Raw genomic sequence first — 24,319 nt, 5'->3', positions numbered from 1 at the left:
CCGCGTGTCGCGGACAATCGCGGCGTGCCTGCACCACCCCATATTGCCGCGCCGCCGGCGCATTACGAGAATTTCCCCGTGGCCTCCTGGCTGTGCCCGCCGCATCTGCGGCCGCCGATTGCCGCGATCTACCATTTCGCGCGCACCGCGGACGACATCGCGGATGAAGGCGACGCCTCGCCCGGCCAGCGGCTGGCCGATCTTCGCGCCTACCGCGAGGAGCTGGCAGCCGCCGCGCACGGAGAGGTGGCGCCCTCCTCGCGCTGGCCCCAGGTGTTCGGCCCGCTCGCACACAGCATCGCGCAGTTCAAGCTTCCCGAACAACTGCTCGCCGACCTGCTGAGCGCCTTCATGCAGGACATCGAGAAGACCCGCGACGGCGGAACCTACGCCGACCGCGCCGAACTGCTCGACTACTGCCGCCGCTCCGCCAACCCGGTCGGCCGCCTGCTGCTGCATCTGTATGGCGTGAACGATGCGCAGGCGCTGGCGCAAAGCGACGCCATCTGCAGCGCGCTGCAACTCATCAATTTCTGGCAGGACCCGAGCGTGGACCTGCCGCGCGGCCGCTTCTACCCGCCGCTGGCCGATTGCGCACGGCGCGGCCTCACGCGCGAGAGCTTCAAGGTCTTCATGCCGCTGGCCGGCGCGCCGCCGCCGCAGGAAGCCATCAACCTGATCGCCGTCGAAAGCGCCTGGGCGCGGGAGCTGATGGCCGAAGGCGCGCCGCTGGTCCATCGCCTGCCGGGCCGCGCCGGCTGGGAGCTGCGCTTCGTCGTGCAGGGCGGTTTGCGCATTCTCGACAAGATCGAGGACCTGGGCTTCGACACCTTTTCGCAGCGCCCGAAAATAGGCAAGGCCGACGCTCCGCTGCTGGCCTGGCGCGCCCTTCGGATGCGGAGACAATTGCGGCCCATGAAAGCGCCCCTCCGATGACTCCCGAGCAATACGTACAGGACAAGGCCGCCGCCTCGGGCAGCAGTTTCTATTACGCCTTTCTGTTCCTTCCCAAGCCGCGGCGCGCCGCGATCACGGCCTTCTATGCCTTCTGCCGCGAGATCGACGACGTGGTCGACGAGGTCAGCGACCCCGGCGTGGCCGCGACCAAGCTCGCCTGGTGGCGCACCGAGGTGGCGCAGTCCTTTGCGGGACCGCCGCGCCACCCCGTGATGCAGGCGCTGGTGCCGCATGCCGCCACCTACGGCATCGAGCCCGCCCAGCTCAACGAGGTGATCGACGGCTGCCAGATGGACCTCGAGCAGACCCGCTACCTCGACTTTCCCGGCCTCGCGCGCTACTGCCACCTGGTGGCCGGCGTGGTGGGACGAGTCGCTGCGCGCATCTTCGGCCAGACCGACCCGCAGACCACCGCCTATGCGCACAAGCTCGGGCTGGCGCTGCAGCTCACCAACATCATTCGCGACGTTGGCGAGGACGCGCTGCGCGGCCGCATCTACCTGCCCGTGAACGAACTGCAGAAATTCGACGTCAAGGCGCACGAGATCCTGAACCGCGTGCATTCGGAGCGCTTCGTCGCGCTCATGAAGTTCCAGGCCGAGCGCGCGCATGCGGCATACGACGAAGCCCTCGCCCTGCTGCCCGCCCCCGACCGCCGCGCCCAGAAGCCCGGCCTCATGATGGCCAGCATCTACCGCACGCTGCTGCGCGAGATCGAGCGCGACAACTTCCAGGTGCTGAACCAGCGCGTGAGCCTGACGCCGGTGCGCAAGTTCTGGCTGGCGTGGAAGGTTCAAGCCTTGGGGCGCATTTGAGAACAGCCATCGTGGGTGCCGGCTGGGCCGGCCTCGCCTGCGCCGTCGAAGCCACGCGGCTCGGCCATGCCGTGACGCTTTATGAAGCGGCGCACATGGCGGGCGGGCGCGCGCGGCGGGTCGACCACATGCACGGGCTGGTGCTCGACAACGGGCAGCACATCCTGATCGGCGCCTACGCCGCAACGCTCAGGCTGATGCGCGAAGTGGGCATCGATGCCGGCCAGGCGCTGCTGCGGCTGCCGCTCTCGCTGCGCTTTGCCGATGGCGGCGGCCTGAAGCTGCCGCGGCTGCCTGCACCGCTCGACCTGCTGGCCGGCATCTTCACGGCGCGTGGCTGGACGTGGCGGGACAAGTCCACGCTGCTGCGCACCGCCGTGCAATGGCGCCTCACCGGATTCCGCTGCGCCGCCGGCACCACCGTGGCCGCGCTCTGCACCGGCCTCACGCCGCGCGTGATGGAGGAGCTGATCGAGCCGCTGTGCGTGTCCGCCCTCAACACGCCGGTCGACCAGTCGAGCGGCGAGGTGTTCCTGCGCGTGCTGCACGACGCCCTCTTCAGCGGCAGCGGCGGCGCGGACCTGCTGCTGCCGCGCGTCGACCTGGGCGCGCTCTTTCCCGACGCGGCCCTGGCGTGGCTTGCGCAGCACGACGCAACGCTGCGCATCGGCACGCGCGTGCACGCCATCTCGCCCGAGGGCGCGGCATGGCGAGTCGACGGCGAGCGCTTCGACCACGTCGTTCTGGCGTGTGCGCCCTGGGACGCGGCTCGGCTCGTGCGCGCGTCCGGCGCGGCGGCGCAGCGCTGGTGCGAAAGCACCGAGGCGCTGCGCTTCGAGGCCATTGCCACGGTCTATGTGCGCGGCGCCTCGCCGCTTGCGGAGCCGATGCTGGCGCTGCGCAGCCATCCCGCCACCGCGCCGGCCCAGTTCGTGTTCGATCGCGGCCAGCTCGGCGGACCCGAAGGCGTGCTCGCCATGGTGGTGAGCGCGAACGAGACGCCGCGCGAAACGCTGGAGCAGCAGGCGCTTGCGCAAGCCGCCGTGCAGCTCGGCCAGGCGGCGCTGCACATCGTGCAGACCGTGGTCGAAAAGCGCGCCACCTTCGCCTGCACGCCTGCGCTCGCACGGCCGCCGATGCGCATCGCACCCGGCCTGCACGCCTGCGGCGACTACACCGAAGGCCCCTACCCTGCGACACTCGAAGGCGCGGTCCTGAGCGGACTGGCTGCCGCCAAGGCATCGACAACACCATGACCGAACTGCGCTACCTGGATTTCGACTACAGCGAAGACACCGAGGGCCACGGCACCTTCGATGCCATGGCCTCGACCGCGCCTGCAAGAACGCACGAAGTGCTGGCCGAGATCGCCCAGGTGCTGGCCTGGGCCGATGCCACCTTTCCCGATGCGCGCGGCGCGCTCGACGACGGGGCGGCCTGGGACTTCGACCTGCAGCAGACCCGCGAGGCGCCGGAGCTGGACACGGTGACCTTCTCGCTCAGCGGCACGCCAGATTTCTGCGCCGCGCTGCGCGCGCACTTCGGCCTGGACTGAGGCCTTCCCTGTTCCCACGGAAAGAACCATGGTCACCTGCTACCTGCGCTACATCGTCGATCCCTACAAGCTCAAGGAATTCGAGCACTACGGCAAGCTGTGGATTCCGCTGGTCGAGAAGTTCGGCGGCCAGCACCATGGCTACTTCCTGCCGTCGGAAGGCGCGAACAACGTGGCGCTCGCGATGTTCAGCTTTCCGAGCCTGGCCGCCTACGAGCAGTACCGCGCCGATTCGATGCAGGACGCCGACTGCCAGGCTGCCTTCAGGTACGCCGAGGACACCCGGTGCATCCTGAGCTACGAGCGCAGCTTCTTCCGGCCGGTCTTTTCGTAGTTCAGGCGCCGAGCGCCACGCACAGCGCGTGCAGGTTCGGCACGATCAGCTGGGGCCGCGCGCCATGCACCCACGGGCGCTCGTCGCGCACCAGCCAGGCCGCCTGCATGCCGGCGTTGAGCGCGCCGACCACGTCGAGCTCGGCGTCGTCGCCCACGTGCAGCACGTCCTTGGGCAACAGGCCGACCGATGCGGCCGCGGCGCGGAAGATCGGCGCATGCGGCTTGCCGCTGCCGAAGGCGCGCGCGTTGAACGCGGTGCGGAACCATCGGCCGACGCCGGTCTGGTGGATGTCCGCATTGCCGTTCGACACCGCCACCAGCGGATAGCGCTCGCTGAGCCACTTGAGGGCCGGCAGCGCGTCTTCGTAGAGCGTCACGCGCTGGCGTTCGGCAAAGAAGGCATCGAAGGCCGGATCGGCCAGCGCCGGGTCTTCGCCCGCGTGCCTGAGTGCCGCGCGGATCGACTCGCGGCGCAACGCACTCAGGTCGTGCGCCAGGTCGGAGCGCTCCTTGGCGGTGGCTTCGCGCAGCTCGCGCAAGACGCCCGGCGTCAGCAGCAGCGAGGCGGTCTTGGGTGCCTCGCGCAGCAGCCATTGCTGCAGCACGGTCTCGGCGCGCTCGATGGTCGGCCAGATCGGCCAGAGGGTGTCGTCCAGGTCGAGCGAGATCGCCGAGATGCGCTTGATGTCGAGGGGCGCGGCGCTTGCCGGCGCCGTGGAAGCGGAGGTCATGCCCGAGAATATCGCATGCCTCAAGACAACGGGAACCGCGGTTCCATCGACCCCCAGCGCGCCATCGAACGCACCGCCATCCTCTGGTGCAACCTGGGCTCGCCCGATGCCCCGACCGCGGCCGCCGTGCGGCCCTACCTGGCGGAGTTTCTCGGCGATCCGCGCGTGGTCGAGATTCCCAGGCTGCTCTGGGCGCTGATCCTGCACGGCATCATCCTGCGCGTGCGGCCCGCCAAATCGGCCGCCAAGTACGCGAGCATCTGGATGGCCGAGGGTTCGCCGCTGAAGGTGTGGACCCGCAAGCAGGCCACGCTGCTCGCCGGCTGGCTCGGCGAGCGCGGCCACCGCGTGGCGGTGCAGGACGCCATGCGCTACGCCAGCCCGTCGATCGCTTCGCGGCTCGATGCGCTGCAGGCCGAAGGCGCCACGCGCGTGCTGGTGCTGCAGGCCTATCCACAGTATTCGGCCACCACCACGGCCAGCGTGATCGATGCGGTGAACGACTGGGGCCGCGGCCAGCGCCGCATCCCGGAGTTCCGCTTCGTCAACCAGTACCACGACGATCCGGCCTACATCGAGGCACTGGCACTCGGCATCGAAGCGCACTGGAAGCGCGAGGGCCGCGGCGAGCTGCTGCTGATGAGCTTCCACGGCATTCCGGTGCGCAACATCGCGCTTGGCGATCCCTACCAGGCCCAGTGCCTCGAAACCGCGCGCCTGCTCGCGGCGCGGCTGGGCCTTGCGGCGACGGGATACCGCGTCACCTTCCAGTCGCGTTTCGGCCGCGCCAAGTGGCTCGAGCCCTACACCGAGCCGACCCTGCGCGAGCTCGGCGCAAGCGGCGTGAAGCGTGTCGACGTGGTCTGCCCAGGCTTTCCGGCCGACTGCCTCGAGACGCTCGAAGAAATTGCCATGGAGGGCCGTGAAGCCTTCCTGCATGCGGGCGGCCAGACCTTCAGCTACATCCCCTGCCTCAATGACAGCCCGGCATGGATCACCGCGCTGGGGGGCATTGCCGAGCGCAACCTGGCGGGCTGGCCCACCCGGCCCGCCGCCAGCGCTCAGAGCTTGCCCAGATAGTCCATCTTGCCGATCGGCATGCCCTTGTGGCGCAGCACGTCGTAGGCGGTGGTCACATGGAAGAAGAAGTTGGGCAGCGCGAACTGCAGCAGGTAGCGCTGCGCGGTGAAATGCGCCTCGCCCTCGCGCGTCTTGATGGTCACGGCGCGCTCCTCCTGGCCATCGACCAGCGTGCGTTCCACGGTCGCGAGGAACTCCTGCGTCTTCGCGATGCGGGCCAGCAGATCGTCGTAGGTCTTTTCCTCGTCGGGAAAGCTCGGCGCCGTGATGCCCGCGATGCGCGCCACGCCGAGCTTCGCGGCATCGCTCGCGCGCTGGATCTGGCCGGCCAGCGTGAGCATGTCCGGTGCCAGCCTCGCGTCCACCAGCGTGGCCGGATCGATGTCGTTGGCCCTGGCGTGCGCCAGGCTCTTCTCGAGCAGGTGGGTCAGCTGGCCGAGTCCGCGGGAGAAGACCGGCACGGAAAGGTCGTACATCGAAAGCGCCATGGCGTGGATCCTTGTGGTTGGAAATCGGCGGCGATTGTCTCGCCGACGCGCGCCTAGCGGCCGGCGGACCGGATAAACCCTTCGATCAGCTGCAGTTGTTCGGGCACGTTGAGCGCGGGTGCGTGGCCGCACCCCTGGATTTCGACCACCTTCAGCAGTCCGGCGGCGCCCGGCCCCCGCTGCTGCATCTGCTGTGTCACCTCGGGCAGCACCAGGTCCGACTCGGCACCGCGCAGGCACAGCACCGGCGCCTCGATCACGTCGTAGTGCGGCCAGATCAGGTAGTCGTTGTCGTGCGCGCTGAACTGCCGGACCATCGCCGGGTCGTAATGCGGCGTCACGCGGCCGTCGGGCAGGCGGCGCGTGGAGCTTTCGGTCAGGCGGCGCCACTGCGCATCGCTGAGCCAGCCATAGGGCTTGTAGACCGTGCGGAAGAACGCCTCCAGCTCGGCCACCGTGCCGAAGGCGGGCGGCTCGCCGGCATAGGCGCGGATGCGCTCGATGGCCGCCTGCGCGAGCTGCGGCGCGTTGTCGTTGAGCGTGAGGCTCGCAATGCGCGCCTTCATGCGCGGCTCGAACAGGCCCGACGCGCAGACCGTGCCGATGGCGCCGCCCATCGAGGTGCCGACCCAATGCACGCGGTCCAGCCGCAACTCGTCGCACAGCGCACCGGCCATGCGCGCATAGAACGAGAGCTGGTACTCCTCGTCGGGCAGCGGGCTCCACTGGCTCAGGCCCCGGCCGATGGTGTCGGGGCAGATCACGCGGAAGCCGCGCGCGGCAAAGTGCTGCGCCAGCTCGTCCATGTCGCGGCAGGTGCGCGCAAGGCCGTGCCAGGCAATGACGACCGGCGCGTCCGGTGCGCCCCAGTCGAGCCAATGGATCTCGCGGTCCGCGAGCTGCGCGTAGTGGGAAGACGGAACCGGAAGATCGCTGCTCATCGCGCGGCCCTCGCCCGAAGCTTGCCGACGATGCCGGTCGGAAAGTAATAGACCGAGAGCACGAACAGCACGCCCAGCCACAGCAGCCAGCGGTCGGGCGACAACAACGCCGCGAGCCATGGCAGCCCGCTCGCGGCCTCGCTGCCCACGCGCAGCAGGTCCTGCAGGTAACTCTGCGCCACCACGAACAGCACCGCGCCAATGGCCGCGCCGTAGATCGTGCCCATGCCGCCGATCACCACGATCAGCAGCACGTCGATCATGATCTCGAAGCTCAGCGAGGTGTCGGGCCCGTTGTAGCGCAGCCAGATCGCGAGCATGGCGCCGGCCAGCGTGGCAAAGAGTGCCGATAGCACGGCCGCCGTGGTGCGGTACACCACCACGCGGTAGCCGATGGCCTCGGCGCGGAATTCGTTCTCGCGGATGGCCTGCAGCACGCGGCCGAAGGGCGAATTCACGATGCGCAGCAGCGCGAGCACCAGCACCACCGCAGCCACGAAGAGCAGGTAGTAGCACAGCAGCCGGCCATCGAGCGAGACGCCGAGGAAAGGGTCTTCGGAGAACTCGAAGCTCGGCGAGATCAGCTCGGGCAGCTTGAAGGTCAGGCCGTCCTCGCCGCCGGTGAAGTCCGACAGCTGCGAGGCCAGCGTCTGGAAGGCCGAGGCCACCGCCAGCGTGATCATCGCGAAGAAGATCGCGCGCACCCTGAGCGAGAACAGCCCGATGGCGAACGAGAGCACCAGCGAGACCGCGAGCGATGCCGCGAGCCCGAGCAGCACCGCGCCCCAATTGGGCCCGAGCCGCGACGCCGAGATGGCAATGCCATAGGCGCCGATGCCGAAGAACATGGTGTGCGCGAAGCTCACGATGCCGGTGTAGCCCAGGAGCAGGTCGAAGCTCGCGACCAGCACCACGAACACCAGGACCTTGGCCGCCACGCTGAGCGCCTTCACGCCCGGGAAGATGAACGGCGCCAACGCCAGCGCGATGAACAGCGCCACCAGCAGCAGCGCCAGCAGGCGGCTTCGGGGCATGTCGTTGGAGAGAAGTCGTTTCAGGAACATGGCAGCTTCTTCTTTCTCAACGATTCGCCACCGGGTACACGCCCTGCGGGCGCCACAGCAGCACCGCCACCATCAGCAGGATGCTCGCGAACTGCGTGAGCGTGGGCAGCAGGAAGCCGATGTAGTTGGTCATGAGCCCCACCAGCAGCGCGCCAATGAGCGCGCCGCCCGTCGAGCCGAGCCCGCCGATGATGATCACGATGAAGATCAGCACGTTGACCTGCGCGCCCATCTGCGGCACCAGGTTCTGCTGGAACAGCCCCCACATCACGCCGCCCAGGCCCGCCAGCGCACTGCCCACCACGAATACGCCGACGAACAGCCGGCCGATGCGGTAGCCCAGCGACTCGACCATCTCGCGGTCCTGCACGCCGGCGCGGATCAGGAGGCCGATCTTGGTGCGCGCGAGCGTCCATGCGAGCAGCCCGAACACCACCACGCCCACCGCCACCGCGAGCAGCCGGTACTTGCTGATGGCCGCGTCCGCCACGAACAGCGAGCCGCGCAGCGCCTCGGGCAGCGGCAGCGGGATTTGCGCCGGGCCCCAGATCACCTTGATGAGCTCCTCGCCGATGATCATGCCGCCCATGGTGATGAGGATCTGCTTCAGGTGCTGGCCGTACACCGGCCGCACGATGAAGCGCTCGAACGCAAGGCCGACCGCGCTGGCCACCACCATGGCGACCAGCATCGCGGGGAACACGGCAACGAGGTTGCGCCACAGCTCGCCCGAACCGGTCCAGTCGCCCATCAGGCCGAGCACGCTGCTGGCCACGAAGGCGCCGAGCGCAATGAACACGCCGTGGCCGAAGTTGAGCACGTCCATCAGCCCGAACACCAGCGTGAGGCCCGAGGCGATGATGAAGATGATCATGCCCATCGCCAGCCCCGCGACCGTGAGCGTGAGCCAGGTCGAGAACGAGCCCGTGAGCGGCAGCGCGGCCAGCGCGAGGATCGGGGCGAGAAGCAGCGGCTTCCAGTCGAAGTCGAGTGCTTTCATTTCTGCGCTTTCCTTTCTTGCTCCCTCTCCCTCCGGGAGAGGGTTGGGGTGAGGGCCAGCAGCACCGATGTGAGGGCATGGCCTTTGCGCAGGCCGCCTGCCCTCACCCTGGCCCTCTCCCGCAAGCGGGAGAGGGGACAAGACATCGAATACGTCATAGCGCGAGACCCAATAAAGATTGCTGCAATTGCGCGTCCGCGGAAAACGCCGCCATCGAGCCGCTGTGCACCACGCGGCCGTTGTCCATCACCGCGACGTTGTCGCCCAGGCGCTGGGCGAAGTTGATGTTCTGCTCCACCAGCAGGATCGTCACGCCGCTGGCCTTGAGCTCGGCGAAGGCGTCGATCATGTTGTTGATCATCACGGGCGCCAGGCCCTTGCTGGGCTCGTCGATCAGCAGCAGCTCGCGCGGCTCGACGATCGCGCGCGACACCGCGAGCATCTGCTTCTGCCCGCCCGAGAGCTTGCCGGCCGGATGGTTCCAGAACTTCTCCACCGCGGGAAAGAGCTTGAAGATCCACTTGAGGCGCGTGTCGTCGATCTGCGCCGCGTTCTTGGCCCCGCGCGCGGCCAGCAGCATGTTCTCCTTCACCGTGAGGTCGGAGAAGATGCCCATGTTCTCGGGCACGTAGGCAATGCCGAGTTCGGCGATCTGCGGCGTGTGCATCGCAGCGATGTCCTTGTCGCCAAAGCGCACCCGGCCCTCTGACGCATGCCACAGGCCCATGATGGTCCGAAGCGTGGTCGTCTTGCCCGCGCCGTTGCGGCCCAGCAGCATGGTGAGCTGGCCGCGCGGCACCGCCAGGTCGACGCCGTGGAGGATGTGGTACGCCCCGATGTGCGTGTGCACGCCTTCGAGGGTCAGCAGGTTCTGAGTGCTCATCGGTCTTGCTCCTTCCCCTTCCGGGGGAAGGTTGGGATGGGGGCGAGCGGCGCTTGGAAGGCGGCGGCGGTGTCAGGGCCGCGAGCCCCCACCCCTGCCCTCCCCCGGGAGGGGAGGGAGAAATTCGTCAGGGCTGTCTTCATGCCGCAGCCTCCTTCGCAATGCCCAGGTAGGCTTCCTGCACCACCGGCGAGGCAATCACCTCCGCCGGTTCGCCATCCGCCACCAGCGTGCCGTTGTGCAGCACGATGATGCGGTCCGCGAGTTCGCGCACCACGTCCATCTTGTGTTCGACCAGGAGAATGGTCTTGGTCTTGTCCTGCTTGAGCCTGCGGATCAGGTCCAGGATGACCGGCGCCTCGGCCGCGTTCATGCCGGCCGTGGGCTCGTCGAACATGAAGACCTTGGGTTCGAGCGCCATCAGCAGCGCCACCTCGAGCTTGCGCTGGTCGCCGTGCGGCAGGCTCGCCACCGTCGCGTGCTCGCGCGACTTCAGCGCCACGTCCGCGAGGATCTGGTCGGCGCGCTCGGTCAGTGCCTTGTGGTCGCTCCAGATGCTCCAGAGGTTGAGGCCGCGCCGGTGCGCGCCCTCCCGCGTGGCCTGCACCGCGAGGCGCACGTTCTCCAGCACCGTGAGGTTCGGGAACAGGTTGGTGAGCTGGAAGGCCCGCCCCAGCCCCGCGTGCGTGCGCGCTGACGGCGACAGGCCCGACAGCAGCTGCCCGTCGAGCGACACCGTGCCCGCGCTCGCCTTGAGCTGGCCCGAGATCAGGTTGAAGTAGGTGGTCTTGCCCGCGCCGTTGGGGCCGACGATGGCCGTCAGCGTGCCCGGCGCGAAGGCGCAGCTCACGCCGTTGACGGCCACGTGCCCGCCGAAGCGGATGGTCAGGTCTTTGGTCTCAAGCATCGTGGGTCATGGCAAATAAGAAAGGTAGTGCGGATCGGCCTCAGCAGGTGCCGATCACGTAGTAGTTGGGCCCGGTCTGCTTGAGCGTGGTGGTCACGTAGACGTTCCACAGGCCCATCGACTGGCCCGAGCCATAGGCATAGGTAAGGCCCCACAGCGCGTAGGCGCGGCCCGCCACGGTGTGCGCGTAGTTGCTGGCGGTGTAGCAGGTTCCGCCGCCACCGCTGCCAGCGAGCGTGGTGCCCGTGGCCGCGGCCGACATCGCGCCTTGCGCATTGCCGGCGTCCAGCGCCGCCACGGTCCAGCTGTAGGTGGTGGACGGGGCCAGGCCGGTGTCGGTGTAGTTGGTGCCGGCCACCGGCGCCGCGTTGACCTTGCTGCCGCCGCGGTAGACGTTGTAGCCGCTCGCACCCGTGACGCCGGCCCAGCCGATCACCATGCTGCTGCTGGTCGCGCCCGAGGTGCCCACGCCGGTGGGCGCGGGCAGCGACGAGCCGCCGCCGGAGCCGGTCACGCGGTCGACCATGGCCTTGAGCGCCGCCATCTGCGGGCCCGACTTCTTTGCGTAGTTCGCGTTGTCGTAGCCCCACCAGTCCCAGCAGCTGTTGGTGGCGCCGGTGCTGGTCTGCGGGTAGATCAGCACGATGTTGTTGGTGTCGGCCCAGCGGTTGTAGCCGGTCTTCTTCACGTACTGGTCGCCCACGTCGGTGTAGTTCTGCTTGCAGCCATGCAGCACCAGGTGCACGCGGCATGACGCGGTGGTGCAGGCCTGCGGCACGTAGATCCAGCCGGTGGCCGCCACGCCGTGGCCGGTGATGAATTCCGACTGGTTGAACTCGGTGAAGCTGCCGCCCAGCGTGCCGTTGTTGCGCGGGTTCAGCGGACCGTAGAGCTGCGTGAGGATCTCGCCCGCCAGGTCGAAGCCGCAGTTGTTGATGTAGGGCGCGGCGGTGGTGCCGCAGGCGCCGCCGTAGTCGTCGGTGACCATCGCGTGGCCGGCGCCGATGTTGTTCCTGTAGACCGTGTTGGCCGCGGGCACGAAGCTCTGGTAGTAGGTCTTGAGGTCGTCCATCACCGCGGTCTTGACGGTGTTGTCCGAAGTGCCCGAGAACAGGTACACCTTCGAGCTCGCCATGTTCGACACCGGGTCGATCGCGCCACTGGCGGCCCAGCTGTTGGTGGTGCTGACCAGTGTCGACACCGGAATGCTGCTGCCGTGCGCCATGCAGCGGCCGGTGGCGTTGAGCACCGAGCCCTCTGCGCAGTAGTACGGCCCGCCGGCCACCACGCCGGCACCGCGCTTGAAGGTGGCCGAATAGGCCACGTGCAATTGCACGGCCATGAAGCCGCCCGCCGACAGGCCGGACACGCTCACCTCCGCCGGGTTGGCGCCGAGCGACGGCAATGGCACCGCCGCCGTCGCGGCCTGCCCTGCCGCCATCGTGATCGCCGCAGCCGCGGCCCATCCCTTCCAGTTTTTCCATCGCATCGCTGCCATCGCTGTCTCCTTCTGTTGCAGGTCTATCGAACGCTTGCTGGATTGCTGACGAATCGGCCGCTGGGCGCGCAGGCTGGCGCTTCGCCCGGCGGCCATGCCGGGGCGAATTCGCACGAATTGAAAGGGCGAGCCCTACCTCTTGTTCTTGATGGGAATGTCCATCTCTTCAGGCTTGATCTCGCGCACGAGCTCCGGCACGCCCCAGGCGAAGGCCGGGTCGGCCTTGATCTTGAAGTGGTACATCGACTGCATCGCCTGGTGGTCTTCCTTGCGGAAGGTCATCTTGCCCTTGGGCGTGTCGAAGCTCATGCCTTCCATGGCGCCGATGAGCTTGTTGGTGCCGGTGTCGCCGCCCGTCTTCTTGAGCGCTGTGACCACCGCCATTGCGGCCGAGAAGCCGCCGGCCGTGAAGAAGTCCGGCGGTGCCTTGAACTGCTTGTAGTGCGCGGCCACCAGCGCCTCGTTGACGGGGTTCTTCGGGATGCCGAAGTAGTAGTACGTAGCGCCTTCCATGCCCGGGAAACGCTTGTACGCAGTCATGGCGGGCAGAATATTGCCGCCCGTGGCCACGTCGATGTTGTAGCGCTTCTTCAGCTCGGCATCGGCCAGCGCGTTGAAAGGGGTGGTGGCGCCCGCCCACACCACGGCGATCACCTTGCGGCCGGGCTTGTCCTTCAGCGCATCGACCATGCGCTGAATGCCCGCGGTGAAGTCGGTTGTGGCTGGCGGCAGATATTCCTCGTGGACGATCTTGGTCTTCTTCAGCGCGTCCTTGAATGCCTTCACGCCATCGCGGCCAAAGGCCCAGTCCTGCGCCAGCATGACCATGGAGATGTCGCTCGCGTCGGCGGCCACCGCGTTGCTGATCGCGTCCTGGCTCGAATTGCGTCCGGTGCGGAAGATGTACTTGTTCCACTTGTCGCCGGTGATCGAGTCGGCCACCGCGGGCTCCACGACCAGGATCTTCTTGTATTCCTCGGCCACCGGCAGCATGGCCAGCGCCACGCCCGAAGCCGTGGGGCCCACGGCCAGCGCGGCCTTGTCGTCGGAGTACGCGGCGGCGAGCAGCGACTTGCCCAGGTCGGGCTTGCCCTGGTCGTCCTTCTCGATGACCACGAGCTTCTTGCCGTTGACCATCATCGTGCCGCCGGTGGCGTAGTCCAGGCCCATCATCAGGCCGGTCTGGGTCTGCTTGCCGTAGGCCTCGAGCGGACCGGTCTTGCTGTAGATGTGGGCGATGCGGATTTCGTTGGACTGGGCCCAGGCGGGGGCTGCGGCGGCGCCGGCGGCGAGTGCAGCCAGGGCGACGAGGTGGCGACGGTTCATTCTGTGTCTCCTGAAATAGGTGACTGAATATTGCACACTTCGTGCCATCTGCTAACCCCTTGATACCAAACGCTTCTTCATTGGGAAGATGCGCCTTTCGACTGAATTCAGAACACTTGGAGTGTATGAATTTCAATCAACTGTCTATTTATCGGTCAGGGTTTTCTCGGAGGCCTGGCGCGCCGCGATCCAGCTCTGGAACTGGCGTTCGGCCTGCATGCGGAACTCGTTGCGCGCATGGTTGCAGGCGGCATGCGCGAGCCGGCGGTGCTTCTGCGATCGCACGCCGCCGAGCGTCGAATCGACCAGGTGCTCGATGGTCGCGGACTCGGGCCTGCCGTGCGGCTCGTCGAAGTCCATGGCCAGGCCGCACCAATGGCAGTTGGGGCCGAAGGTGGAACGCAGGGCACGCACGCTCACGGGTTCGCTCGCTCCGGGCCGATGCGGCGCGCGAGGCTCGGCGGCTTCACGCCGGCCGCTCCTGGTTCGTCATGCGCTCGTAGAGCGTGGCGCGCGAAATGCCGAGCAGCCTCGACGTGGCCAGCTTGTTGCCGCCGGTGGCCGTGAGCGCCGCGGCAATCGCCTTGCGCTCCAGCTCGGCCACCTGCTGCGCGAGCGGCCGCAGCAGCAGCGCCTCTTCGTCGGCGTCGTGCGCGCTCTGCAGCGTGGCGGGCAATTCGATCTGCTCCAGCCCGGCTTCGCGCAGGATGCGCTCGAGCTGCGCGGCGTCGATGCGCTGCGAGTCGCTGCGCATCGTGACCTGCTCCAGCACGTTGCGCAGCTCGCGGATGTTGCCGCGCCAGTGCTGGCCGGCCAGCAGCGCGAGCGCATCGGGCGTGAGCTCGGGCGGCGCTTCGCCGCTGCGCAGCGCCATGTCTTCGCCCAGCGCTTCGACCAGCGCCGGAATGTCGCTGCGCCGCTCGCGCAGCGGCGGCACGCGCAAGGGCAGCACGTTGAGGCGGTAGTACAGGTCTTCGCGGAACTGGCCGCGGCGCACCAGCTCGGGCAGGTCGCGCGAGGTGGCGGCGATCACGCGCGCATCGAAGGGCACCAGCTTGTTGGAGCCGAGCGGCTCGATCTCGCCCTCCTGCAATGCGCGCAGCAGCTTGGCCTGCAGGCCGAGCGGCATGTCGCCGATCTCGTCGAGGAACAGGCTGCCGCCGTCGGCCAGCTTGAACTTGCCCTCGCGCCCTCGCCTGTCGGCGCCGGTGAAGGCACCCGGCGCGAAGCCGAAGAACTCGGCCTCCAGCAAGGTGTCCGGCACGGCCGCGATGTTGACGCTGACGAACTGCCCCTTGGCCCGCGCCGAGGCCGCATGGATGGCATGTGCGAGCAGTTCCTTGCCGGTGCCCGTTTCGCCCAGCAGCAGCACCGGGCTCGCGGACTGCGCGGCGCGCCGCGCATGGCGCTTGACCTCCACCGCGGCCGGGCTGCTGCCGATGAAGCTGGCAAAGGTGTACTTGGAGCGGCGCTGCCCGTCGGCGGCGTGCTGGTAGAGCGGGTTGTTGCGCTGGGTGGCGAGCTCGCGCCGCGCGTCGTCGAGGTCGCGCTGCAGCAGCGCGAACTTGCTGATGAGCGGCTGCAGCGTGGTCTCGGGCTGGTCGAACAGCACGATGCCGATGGCGCCGATGACTTCTCCCGCCCGCCCCGCGCGCCCGTCGCTTTCGGCGCGCAGCGGGATGCGGCTGACCACGAAGGTGCCCGCCTTGTTGTCGAGCAGGTCGACCAGGATCGGCTCGCCGGTCTCGAGCACGCGCCGCATCTGCGTGTTGGGAATGACGTCCTCGACCATGTGTCCGAGGAACTGGTCGATCGAGGAAAAGCCCAGCGCCGGCAGGAAGCGGCGATAGCCTTCGTTGACCCACACGATGCGCCCGCTGCGGTCCACCAGGAACATGCCCTGGCTGATGCTCGAGAACAGATGGAACATCGAGCGCGCGGCCAGCGCAAGGATGCCTTCGGCATCCAGAGGCAGGGCGGGCGATGCGGCGGCGGGCGGAACGGCGGACATGGGCGGATCGTAGCGCGCCTCATTCGGCCGCTCGCCGGGGCCGCTTGCGGCGGCATCGATGCGGCCGGCGGAAATGCGTCAAAAGCACATTCGCCGCCCATGCGAAGAAAGCCCTCATCCCGCCATAAGTAAATCAAACGTTTGATTTGCTGCATGGTCTAATCGCCGGCATGAGCGCCTCCGCCCTGCAAGCACTTTCCGCCCGCGCACCGCGCAGCGACGGCGTCGAAGCACGCCAGCGCCTGCTCTACGCCGCCCTCGCGCTGTTCGCCGCCAATGGCTTCGCCAAGACCTCGACCCGCGAGATCGCGCGCGCCGCGGGCGTGAACATCTCGGCCATCAGCTACTACTTCGGCGACAAGGCCGGGCTGTATGCCGCCACCTTCGGCGAGCCGATGGGCGGCAATGCGGGCGATTTCATCTCGCTCTATGCCGCGCCCGAGCTGCCGCTGGAAGAGGCGCTGCAGATCTTCTTCACGCGCATGATCGAGCCGCTCAAGCAGGGAGAGATCGTGCGCCAGTGCATCCAGCTGCACCTGCGCGAAATGCTCGAGCCGACCAGCCAGTGGGCCGAGGAGATGGAGCGCGACATCAAGGGTCCGCACAATGCCATTGCGCGCATCCTGTGCCGGCGCCTGGGCCTCGCGCGGCCCGACGACGACGTGCACCGCCTGAGCTTTGCCATCACGGGCCTGGCGATGCAGCTTTTCGTGAGCCAGGACCTCGTCGAGGCGATACGCCCCTCCCTGCTGAACACGCCGCGCAGCGTGGACACCTGGGCGCAGCGCCTCACGGGCTATGCCGTTGCACTGGTCGAGGCCGAAGCCCTGCGCCGCCAAACCGCCGCCAAGCCCGCGGCCGCGCCCGCCCGTTCCGGGAGAAAGAAGACATGAGACGACTCCGATCGATTGCCGCCCTTGGCCTGGCGCTGGGCCTGGGTCTCGGCCTTGCGGGCTGCGGCCTGACGCGTCCGCCGGCCGCGGTCGAGGCGCCCTTCCCGGCCCAATGGCATGCACCGCTGCCGCACGGCGGTTCGCTGGCATCGTTGGCCGACTGGTGGCGCCAGCTGGACGATCCGCTGCTGGTCGAGCTGATTGCCGCGGCCGAGGCCGCAAGCCCCAATCTCGCCAGCGCCGCGGCGCGCGTGGCCGAGGCGCGTTCGACGCGCGTGCAGGCCGGCGCGGCGCTGCTGCCCAACCTGGACGCTACGGCATCAGCCAGCCGCGGCGTCTCGGGCTCCTCCTTCGGCTCGGGGGGCGCGGCTTCCTCGTCCAGCAGCAGCACGGCTGCCATCGCGCCGCTGACCACGCTACAGGCCGGCCTGCAGTCCAAATGGGAAATCGACCTGTTCGGCCGCCTGCGTGCCGACCGCGATTCGGCCGAGCAGAAGCTGAGCAGCGCCACCGCCAAGTGGCACGAGGCCCGCGTGGCCGTCGCGGCCGAAACGGCCAACGCGTACTTCGCCGAACGTGCCTGCCAGCAGCAGCTGCGCGTGTCCGAGTCCGACGCCAAGTCGCGCGGCGAAACCGCACGCCTCACCGACCTGTCGGCGCGCGCCGGTTTCACCGCGCCGGCCGATGCCGCGCTCGCACGCGCCAGCGCCTCGGACGCCTCGGGCCGCCTGACCCAGCAGCGCGCGGTGTGCGCGGTGCAGCGCAAGGCGCTGGTGGCGCTCAGCGGCATCGACGAACCCACGCTTGAACGCAAGCTCGCCGCCTCGCCCGCGCAGCGCACGCTGCCCGCGGTTGGCAGCATCGCCAGCGTGCCGGCCGAGGCGATCTCGCAGCGGCCCGACGTGTACGCAGCCGAACTCGGCGTGGCGTCGGCCAGCGCCGACGTGGGCTCCGCCGAGGCCGAGCGCTATCCCAGGCTCAGCATCTCGGGTTCGATCGGCCGCATGCAGATCCGCACCAGCGGCTTCCGCGAGTCGCTCGACACCTGGACGATCGGACCGGTGTCGCTCACCGTGCCGCTGCTCGACGGCGGTGCCCGTGCGGCCAACAGCGACGCGGCCAAGGCGCGCTACACCGAGGCCGTGTCGCTCTACCGCGCGAACGTGCGGCAGGCGGTGCGCGAGGTGGAGGAAGCGCTGGTCAACCTCGAGGCCACCGATGCGCGCGCAGCCGATGCCGATGCGGCGGTGAAGAACTACCAGGCCTCGTTCGACGCCACCCAGGCGCGCTACCAAAGCGGCCTGGCCAGCCTGTTCGAGCTCGAGGATTCACGCCGTACGCTCTTTGCCGCGCAGACCGCGCGCGTCTCGCTGCAGCGCGAGCGCACCGAAGCCTGGGTGGCGCTGTACCGCTCCATGGGCGGCGGCTGGACCCGCCCCGAATCGCCCTCAATGACTTCCAACCCGGCCGCCAAGGTCGCGACGTCGCCATGAAAAGAATCAAACGCTCCACCCTTGCCATCGCGCTGCTGGCGCTGGTCGTCATCATCGCCGCGGCCGTGTGGCTGACCCGCAAGCCCTCGAACGAAGCCGGCACGCCGGCCGCCGCCGCCAAGGGCAAGGCCGCCACGCCCGCCTCCCGGCCGACGCTGACCGTGACCGTGGCCAAACCCGAAGCCACCGAGCTGACCCTCACGCTCGCGGCCAACGGCAACGTGGCGGCCTGGCAGGAGGCCAGCGTGGGCTCCGAGTCCAGCGGCCTCCGGCTTGCCGAGGTGCGCGTGAACGTGGGCGACGTGGTCAAGAAGGGCCAGCTGCTGGCCGTGTTCTCGCCCGAGACGGTGCGCGCGGACATTGCGCAATCGCGCGCCTCGCTCGCCGAGGCCAGGGCCACCGCGGCCGATGCCGCGGGCAACGCGGCGCGCGCCCGCACGCTGCAGGCCACCGGCGCACTGAGCCAGCAGCAGATCAACCAGTACCAGACGGCCGAGCAGACCGCCAAGGCGCGCGTCGAGGCCGCCGAAGCCGTGCTCGCGGCGCAGGAAGTGCGCGGCCGCAACACGCAGGTGCTGGCGCCCGACGACGGCGTGATCTCCTCTCGCACCGCCACGGTCGGCAGCGTGGTGGCCGCCGGCACCGAGCTGTTCCGCCTGATCCGCCAGGGCCGGCTCGAATGGCGCGCCGAAGTCACCTCGGCCGAGCTCAGCCGCATTGCCGTGGGCACCACCGCCTTCGTGGTGAGCGCGAGCGGCGCGCAGGTGCGCGGCAAGGTGCGCAGCATCGCGCCCACGGTCGATCCGCAGACCCGCGCGGCGCTGGTCTATGTCGACCTGCCGAACGTGCAGCAGAACACCGGCATCAAGGCCGGCATGTTCGCGCGCGGCGAATTCGAACTGGGGCGCAGCTCCGCACCCACCGTGCCGCAGAGCTCCATCGTTCCGCGCGACGGCTTCAACAACGTCTTCGTGCTGCAGCCCGACAACCGCGTGGTGCAGTTGAAGGTGCAGACCGGCCGCCGCGTCGGCGAGCGCGTGGAGATCACCAGCGCGCTGCCCGAGGGCGCGCAGATCGTGGTGCAGGGCGCAGGCTTTTTGAACGACGGCGACCTGGTACGCGTGGTGGCGCCGCCGGCGCCGGCAGCCGCAGGCGCCCGGCCCGCCGCAGCGCCGGCCTCGGCTGCCGCGGGTGGCCAGGGCAACGGCGAAACGAGGGCACGCCCATGAACGTCTCCGCCTGGTCCATCCGCAACCCGATTCCGGCGGTGATGCTGTTCGTGCTGCTCTCCTTCGGCGGGCTGCTGTCCTTCAACGCCATGAAGGTGCAGAACTTTCCGGACATCGACCTGCCGACCGTGACGGTCTCGGCCTCGCTGCCCGGCGCCGCGCCTTCGCAGCTGGAGACCGACGTCGCGCGCAAGCTCGAGAACTCCATTGCCACGGTGCAGGGCCTCAAGCACATCACCACCAAGGTGCAGGACGGCGCCGCCACGCTGATCGTCGAGTTCCGCCTCGAGAAGCCGGTGCAGGAAGCCGTGGACGACGTGCGCTCCGCAGTGCAACGCGTGCGCGCCGACCTGCCGGCCGACGTGCGCGACCCGGTGGTCACCAAGCTCGACTTCGCGGCGCAGCCGGTGCTGGCCTTCACCATCGCCTCGTCGCGCATGGACGCCGAGGCGCTGAGCTGGTTCGTGGACAACGACATCACCAAGAAGCTGCTCGCGCTGCCCGGCGTGGGCGCAGTGAACCGCGTGGGCGGCGTCACGCGCCAGGTGCACGTCGACCTCGATCCGGCCAAGCTGCAGGCGCTGGGCGCGTCGGCGGCCGACATCTCGCGCCAGCTGCGCCAGGTGCAGACCGAAAGCGCGGGCGGCCGCATCGACCTGGGCGGCAGCGAGCAGCCGGTGCGCACCCTGGCCACCGTGCAGTCGGCCGACCAGCTGGCCGACATGCAGATCGCGCTTTCCGACGGCCGCCGCATCCGGCTCGACCAGGTGGCGCGCATCAGCGACACCATCGCCGAGCCGCGCGCCGCGGCGCTGCTCAACGGCAAGCCGGTGGTCGGCTTCGAGGTGGCGCGCAGCCGCGGCGCGAGCGAGGTCGAGGTGGGCCGCGCGATCCAGAAGGCGCTGGCCGAGCTGCGCGCGCAGCGCCCCGACATCGAGCTGACCGAGGCATTCAATTTCGTCGAGCCGGTGGAAGAAGAGTACGAAGGCTCGCTGCACCTGCTGTACGAGGGTGCGATCCTGGCCGTGATCGTGGTGTGGCTGTTCCTGCGCGACTGGCGCGCCACTTTCGTCTCGGCCGTGGCGCTGCCCATGTCCGTGATACCGGCCTTCATCGGCATGCACCTGCTGGGCTTTTCGGTCAACGTGATCTCGCTGCTCGCGCTCTCGCTGGTGGTCGGCATATTGGTGGACGATGCCATCGTGGAAGTGGAGAACATCGTGCGCCACCTGCGCATGGGCAAGTCGCCCTACGAGGCGGCCATGGAGGCGGCCGACGAGATCGGGCTGGCGGTGATCGCCACCACCTTCACGCTGATCGCGGTGTTCCTGCCCACCGCCTTCATGAGCGGCGTGGCCGGCAAGTTCTTCAAGCAGTTCGGCTGGACGGCCTCGCTGGCGGTGTTCGCTTCGCTGGTGGTGGCGCGGGTGCTCACACCGATGATGGCGGCCTACATCCTCAAGCCCGTGGTGGGCGCCGAAAAGGAGCCGCGCTGGCTCACGGCCTACATGCGCGCCGTGGAATGGAGCACGCACCACCGCTTCAAGACGATGGTGCTCGCCACCCTGTTCTTCTTCGGTTCGCTGGCGATGATTCCGCTGCTGAAGACCGGCTTCATTCCGCCCGACGACAACTCGCAGACGCAGATCTACCTGTCGCTCGCGCCCGGCTCCACGCTTGCGCAGACCACCGCGGCCGCGGAGGAAACGCGCCACCGCGTGATGAAGATCGACCATGTGCGCAGCGTCTACACCACCGTGGCCGGCGGCAGCGCGGGCGGCGATCCGTTCGCCAACTTCGGCACGCCCGAGACGCGCAAGGCCACGCTCACCATCAAGCTCGACGAGCGCGGCGACCGGCCGCGCAAGCAGGTGATCGAGAACCAGATCCGCGCCGCGCTCGAAACGCTGCCCGGCGTGCGCAGCACCGTGGGCCTGGGCGGCTCGGGCGAAAAATACATCCTCGCGCTCACGGGTGAAGACCCCGCCGCGCTGGCCAGCGCCGCCAGCGCAGTCGAGAAAGACCTGCGCACGGTGCCCGGCCTCGGCAACATCACTTCCACCGCAAGCCTGATCCGCCCCGAGATCGCCGTGCGCCCCGACTTCGCGCGCGCCGCCGACCTGGGCGTGACCAGCTCGGCCATCGCCGAGACGCTGCGCGTGGCCACGCTGGGCGACTACGACCAGGCGCTGGCCAAGCTCAACCTCGCGCAGCGGCAGGTGCCCATCGTGGTGAAGCTGGAGGACTCGGCGCGGCAGAACCTCGACCTGCTCGGCCGCCTCTCGGTGCCCGGCGCGCGCGGCCCGGTCATGCTGAGCCAGGTGGCCTCGCTCACGATGGAAGGCGGCCCCGCCGTCATCGACCGCTACGACCGCTCGCGCAACGTCAACTTCGAGATCGAGCTGTCGGGCGTGGGCCTGGGCGATGCCAAGACCGCGGTTACGGCGCTGCCCTCGATCCAGAAGCTGCCGCCCGGCGTGCGCGTGACCGAAGTGGGCGACGCCGAGGTGATGACCGAGCTGTTCAACAGCTTCGGCCTTGCGATGCTGACAGGCGTGCTGTGCATCTACATCGTGCTGGTGCTGCTGTTCAAGGACTTCCTGCATCCGGTGACGATCCTCTGCGCACTGCCGCTGGCGCTCGGCGGCGCCTTCGTGGGCCTCCTGATCGGGCAGAAGGCGCTGTCGATGCCGTCGCTGATCGGCCTGATCATGCTGATGGGCATTGCCACCAAGAACTCGATCCTGCTGGTGGAATACGCCATCGTGGCGCGCCGCGACCACGGCATGAGCCGCTGGGACGCGCTGCGCGACGCCTGCCACAAGCGCGCGCGGCCCATCATCATGACCACGCTGGCCATGGGCGCCGGCATGCTGCCGATTGCGGTGGGCCTTGGCACCGCGGATTCAAGCTTCCGCTCGCCGATGGCGATGGCGGTGATCGGCGGGTTGATCACTTCCACGGTGCTGAGCCTGCTGGTGGTGCCGGCGGTGTTCACTTATGTGGACGACATCGAGCACTGGATGCGGCGGACGGTGCGCAAGCTGCGGGGGCTGCCGGCTGATCCGCATATTGATGATGATCTGGTGGAGCGGACGGCTGGTTGATTCTTTGAGTTTTGCTTGGGGGTTGTTTTCCGGGGCCGGGTCTCGCCCCGGCGGGCGACCTACTTTTCTTTGCTTCGCCAAAGAAACGTAGGCAAAAGAAAGGCGACCCTACTGTCTGCGTCCCTCCGCTTCGCTACGGGCAACCTGCGGTGCTCGATTCCGGCGGGGGTCCGCAGAACTCGCTTCGCTCAAACAGCTGCGGCCCTGATCCCGCCTCCATCTGCGCTCCTCGGCGCATACAGAAGGGGTGGGAGCGGGCGGCCTTCGCTTCGCTCGGCCCAATACCAAGAGCCCAACTCAATACCAACCACCGCGGCGCTGCGCGCCGCAGTGGCTTGGTGGCCGAGCGAAGCAAAGGCCCGTGTGGTTCGCCCTCCCCTCTGTATGCGCCGAGGAGCGCAGCGTTTCGCGGATCAGGGCTCGCCCTTGTTTGAGCGAAGCGAGTTTGGGCGAGACCCCGCGAAACGCGAGCACCGCAGGTTGCCCGCAGCGAAGCGGAGGGTCGCAGACAGTGGGGTCGCCTTTTCTTTGGCTACTTTCTTTTGGCGAAGTGTATGGACCGGGGACCTGGGTAACAGGTGTGCGGGGACATAGGAAACACTTTCGAGGTCGAGACGACCGAGGAAGCGGCCCATGCCCTGGCAACCGAGAGACCTGATGGACACCAAACGCGAATTCCTGGAACTGGCCTTGCAAGAAGGAGCCAACCGCCGCGAACTGTGCCGGCGCTTTGGCATCAGCCCCAAGACGGGCTATGCACTGCTGCGCCGCCATGCACTCCAAGGCATGGGTGATGCGTGCAAGCCGCGCAGCACCCGCCCGCACCACAGTCCTGCGCGCAGCAGCGCTGCGATCGAGCAAGCTGTCATCGAACTGCGCCGCCAGCACCCCCGCTGGGGTGGCCGCAAGATCGCCCAGCGCCTGAGCGATCTGGGCTTCAGCGGCGTGCCCGCACCCAGCACCATCACCGGCATCCTGCATCGCCACGGACTGATCACCCCTGAAGCCAGCCAGGCGGCCGAGCATTGGCAGCGTTTCGAGCACGAGCGGCCCAATGCCCTGTGGCAAATCGATTTCAAGGGCCACTTCGAGACGGGTGCGGGGCGCTGCCATCCGCTGACGGTGATTGACGACCACTCGCGCTTCAACCTGACGATCGCTGCGTGCTCCCAGACGAACACCGCCCGCGTGCAGGATCATCTACAGCGGGTGTTCCTGCGCTACGGCTTGCCCGTACGCATCAACGCCGACAACGGCGCCCCTTGGGGCAGTCCCGCCAAGGCTGAGCACGGGCTGTCGGCGCTCAGCGTGTGGCTCATTCGTTTGGGCATTCGCATCAGCCACAGCGCGCCCTACCACCCGCAGACCAATGGCAAATTGGAGCGCTTCCATCGTTCGCTCAAGGCCGAGGTGCTCAACGGACGCAGCTTCATGGACCTGGCTCAGGCTCAGGACGCCTTCGAGCACTGGCGCAGCGTGTACAACCACGAGCGCCCGCACGAGGCGCTGGGCATGCAAACACCCGCAGCGCGCTATCAGGTGAGCCCTCGGGCCCTGCCTGCCGTGCTGGCACCGATCGAATATGGACCCGATGACCAGGTGCTCACGGTGGGCTGGAACGGCTGGGTGCACTTCGAGGGTCGCAAGCTGCGCCTGTCCAGTGCCTTGCACAGGCTGCCCGTGGCGATGCGGCCGGCCCCCAAGGTTGACGGCTGCTTCGACGCCTTCTTCTGCCACCACCGCTTCATGCGGCTGGACCTGCGCAACCTCGCCACTCCAACCTGAGCGTCCAAGGTGTTTACTATGTCCCCGCACACCTGTTACCCAGGTCCCCGGTCCATACAGCGAAGCAAAAGAAAGTAGCTCGCCCGCCGGGGCGAGACCCGGCCCCGGAAAAAAATCAACCCACGTCGCCCCCCAAAAAAACCCCTATCGCCCTTATCCAGAATAAGCATCCAACCGCCCGCAAACCCGCATGAACACTGAAGAATAAGCTTATCCGCAT

At 68.4% G+C, this 24,319-nt stretch carries 22 protein-coding genes; 11 read left to right on the top strand and 11 right to left on the bottom strand.

Annotated features, from left to right (window positions below; translation table 11 throughout):
- Positions 1-78: 78 nt before the first annotated feature.
- The 5 genes from hpnC to ACAM58_RS11940 are packed head-to-tail and all read left to right on the top strand — an operon-like array spanning position 79 to position 3,661.
- The gene (gene hpnC / locus ACAM58_RS11960) at positions 79-936 is read left to right on the top strand and encodes a squalene synthase HpnC (RefSeq protein ID WP_012747615.1); all 858 of its coding nucleotides are present in this window, start codon (positions 79-81) and stop codon (positions 934-936) included.
- Positions 933-1,772 (top strand): presqualene diphosphate synthase HpnD, encoded by an 840-nt coding sequence (hpnD, locus tag ACAM58_RS11955; RefSeq protein WP_369664459.1) that lies wholly within the window; start codon positions 933-935, stop codon positions 1,770-1,772. The genes hpnC and hpnD overlap by 4 nt, the downstream gene beginning before the upstream one ends.
- Positions 1,769-3,028: a hydroxysqualene dehydroxylase HpnE gene (gene hpnE / locus ACAM58_RS11950; protein WP_041945508.1), complete on the top strand. Its 1,260-nt coding sequence runs from the start codon at positions 1,769-1,771 to the stop codon at positions 3,026-3,028. The genes hpnD and hpnE overlap by 4 nt, the downstream gene beginning before the upstream one ends.
- A complete protein-coding gene (locus tag ACAM58_RS11945; protein WP_012747612.1) occupies positions 3,025-3,327 on the top strand; it encodes a hypothetical protein in 303 nt (100 codons plus the stop codon). Before hpnE ends, ACAM58_RS11945 begins: the two co-directional genes overlap by 4 nt.
- A 28-nt stretch (positions 3,328-3,355) precedes the next feature.
- Positions 3,356-3,661, top strand: coding sequence for an NIPSNAP family protein (locus tag ACAM58_RS11940; RefSeq protein WP_012747611.1), 306 nt, complete (start codon positions 3,356-3,358; stop codon positions 3,659-3,661).
- Position 3,662: 1 nt separating this feature from the next.
- On the opposite strand, the gene ACAM58_RS11935 is transcribed toward ACAM58_RS11940, so the two are convergent.
- A complete protein-coding gene (locus ACAM58_RS11935) occupies positions 3,663-4,394 on the bottom strand; it encodes an HAD family hydrolase (RefSeq protein ID WP_012747610.1) in 732 nt (243 codons plus the stop codon).
- Positions 4,395-4,409: 15 nt separating this feature from the next.
- On the opposite strand from ACAM58_RS11935, the gene hemH reads away from it, so the two are divergent.
- Positions 4,410-5,474, top strand: coding sequence for a ferrochelatase (hemH, locus tag ACAM58_RS11930; protein WP_012747534.1), 1,065 nt, complete (start codon positions 4,410-4,412; stop codon positions 5,472-5,474).
- Here hemH and ACAM58_RS11925 read toward each other — a convergent pair.
- From ACAM58_RS11925 to ACAM58_RS11880, 10 genes are all read right to left on the bottom strand, one after another.
- Entirely contained in the window at positions 5,456-5,962 is a 507-nt protein-coding gene (locus ACAM58_RS11925) for a DUF1993 family protein (RefSeq protein WP_012747533.1), read from the bottom strand. The genes hemH and ACAM58_RS11925 overlap by 19 nt on opposite strands.
- Positions 5,963-6,015: 53 nt before the next feature.
- Complete coding sequence (locus tag ACAM58_RS11920; protein WP_012747532.1) at positions 6,016-6,903, bottom strand: alpha/beta fold hydrolase; 888 nt, start codon at positions 6,901-6,903, stop codon at positions 6,016-6,018.
- Positions 6,900-7,967 (bottom strand): branched-chain amino acid ABC transporter permease, encoded by a 1,068-nt coding sequence (locus tag ACAM58_RS11915; protein WP_012747531.1) that lies wholly within the window; start codon positions 7,965-7,967, stop codon positions 6,900-6,902. The genes ACAM58_RS11920 and ACAM58_RS11915 overlap by 4 nt, the downstream gene beginning before the upstream one ends.
- A gap of 16 nt (positions 7,968-7,983) precedes the next feature.
- On the bottom strand, positions 7,984-8,967 hold the full coding sequence (locus ACAM58_RS11910) for a branched-chain amino acid ABC transporter permease (RefSeq protein WP_012747530.1): 984 nt from the start codon (positions 8,965-8,967) through the stop codon (positions 7,984-7,986).
- Between the two features lie 154 nt (positions 8,968-9,121).
- Complete coding sequence (locus ACAM58_RS11905) at positions 9,122-9,850, bottom strand: ABC transporter ATP-binding protein (RefSeq protein ID WP_012747529.1); 729 nt, start codon at positions 9,848-9,850, stop codon at positions 9,122-9,124.
- Between the two features lie 139 nt (positions 9,851-9,989).
- On the bottom strand, positions 9,990-10,757 hold the full coding sequence (locus ACAM58_RS11900) for an ABC transporter ATP-binding protein (protein ID WP_012747527.1): 768 nt from the start codon (positions 10,755-10,757) through the stop codon (positions 9,990-9,992).
- A 40-nt stretch (positions 10,758-10,797) separates the two neighbouring features.
- Positions 10,798-12,255, bottom strand: a complete 1,458-nt coding sequence (locus ACAM58_RS11895) for a PHB depolymerase family esterase (RefSeq protein ID WP_012747526.1) — start codon at positions 12,253-12,255, stop codon at positions 10,798-10,800.
- A 132-nt stretch (positions 12,256-12,387) separates the two neighbouring features.
- Positions 12,388-13,581 carry a substrate-binding domain-containing protein gene (locus ACAM58_RS11890; RefSeq protein WP_012747525.1) on the bottom strand — a complete coding sequence of 398 codons (1,194 nt, stop codon included), beginning with the start codon at positions 13,579-13,581 and terminating at the stop codon, positions 12,388-12,390.
- Between the two features lie 144 nt (positions 13,582-13,725).
- Positions 13,726-14,001 (bottom strand): hypothetical protein, encoded by a 276-nt coding sequence (locus ACAM58_RS11885; protein ID WP_041945495.1) that lies wholly within the window; start codon positions 13,999-14,001, stop codon positions 13,726-13,728.
- Between the two features lie 46 nt (positions 14,002-14,047).
- Positions 14,048-15,592, bottom strand: coding sequence for a sigma-54-dependent Fis family transcriptional regulator (locus ACAM58_RS11880; RefSeq protein WP_012747524.1), 1,545 nt, complete (start codon positions 15,590-15,592; stop codon positions 14,048-14,050).
- Between the two features lie 170 nt (positions 15,593-15,762).
- On the opposite strand from ACAM58_RS11880, the gene ACAM58_RS11875 reads away from it, so the two are divergent.
- The 5 genes from ACAM58_RS11875 (at position 15,763) to ACAM58_RS11855 (ending at position 24,099) form a co-directional block, all read left to right on the top strand.
- Positions 15,763-16,485, top strand: a complete 723-nt coding sequence (locus tag ACAM58_RS11875) for a CerR family C-terminal domain-containing protein (protein ID WP_012747523.1) — start codon at positions 15,763-15,765, stop codon at positions 16,483-16,485.
- On the top strand, positions 16,482-17,978 hold the full coding sequence (locus tag ACAM58_RS11870; protein ID WP_012747522.1) for an efflux transporter outer membrane subunit: 1,497 nt from the start codon (positions 16,482-16,484) through the stop codon (positions 17,976-17,978). The genes ACAM58_RS11875 and ACAM58_RS11870 overlap by 4 nt, the downstream gene beginning before the upstream one ends.
- Positions 17,975-19,207: an efflux RND transporter periplasmic adaptor subunit gene (locus ACAM58_RS11865; RefSeq protein ID WP_369664458.1), complete on the top strand. Its 1,233-nt coding sequence runs from the start codon at positions 17,975-17,977 to the stop codon at positions 19,205-19,207. The genes ACAM58_RS11870 and ACAM58_RS11865 overlap by 4 nt, the downstream gene beginning before the upstream one ends.
- Positions 19,204-22,314 (top strand): efflux RND transporter permease subunit, encoded by a 3,111-nt coding sequence (locus ACAM58_RS11860; protein ID WP_012747520.1) that lies wholly within the window; start codon positions 19,204-19,206, stop codon positions 22,312-22,314. The genes ACAM58_RS11865 and ACAM58_RS11860 overlap by 4 nt, the downstream gene beginning before the upstream one ends.
- Before the next feature lie 633 nt (positions 22,315-22,947).
- Positions 22,948-24,099: an IS481 family transposase gene (locus ACAM58_RS11855; RefSeq protein WP_012747519.1), complete on the top strand. Its 1,152-nt coding sequence runs from the start codon at positions 22,948-22,950 to the stop codon at positions 24,097-24,099.
- Positions 24,100-24,319 lie beyond the last annotated feature (220 nt).

The organism is Variovorax sp. V116 (genome assembly GCF_041154435.1).
Taxonomy (GTDB): Bacteria; Pseudomonadota; Gammaproteobacteria; order Burkholderiales; family Burkholderiaceae_C; genus Variovorax; species Variovorax paradoxus.
Note: the sequence above shows the minus strand (reverse complement) of the source record. Positions and strands in the feature narration are given on the sequence as shown.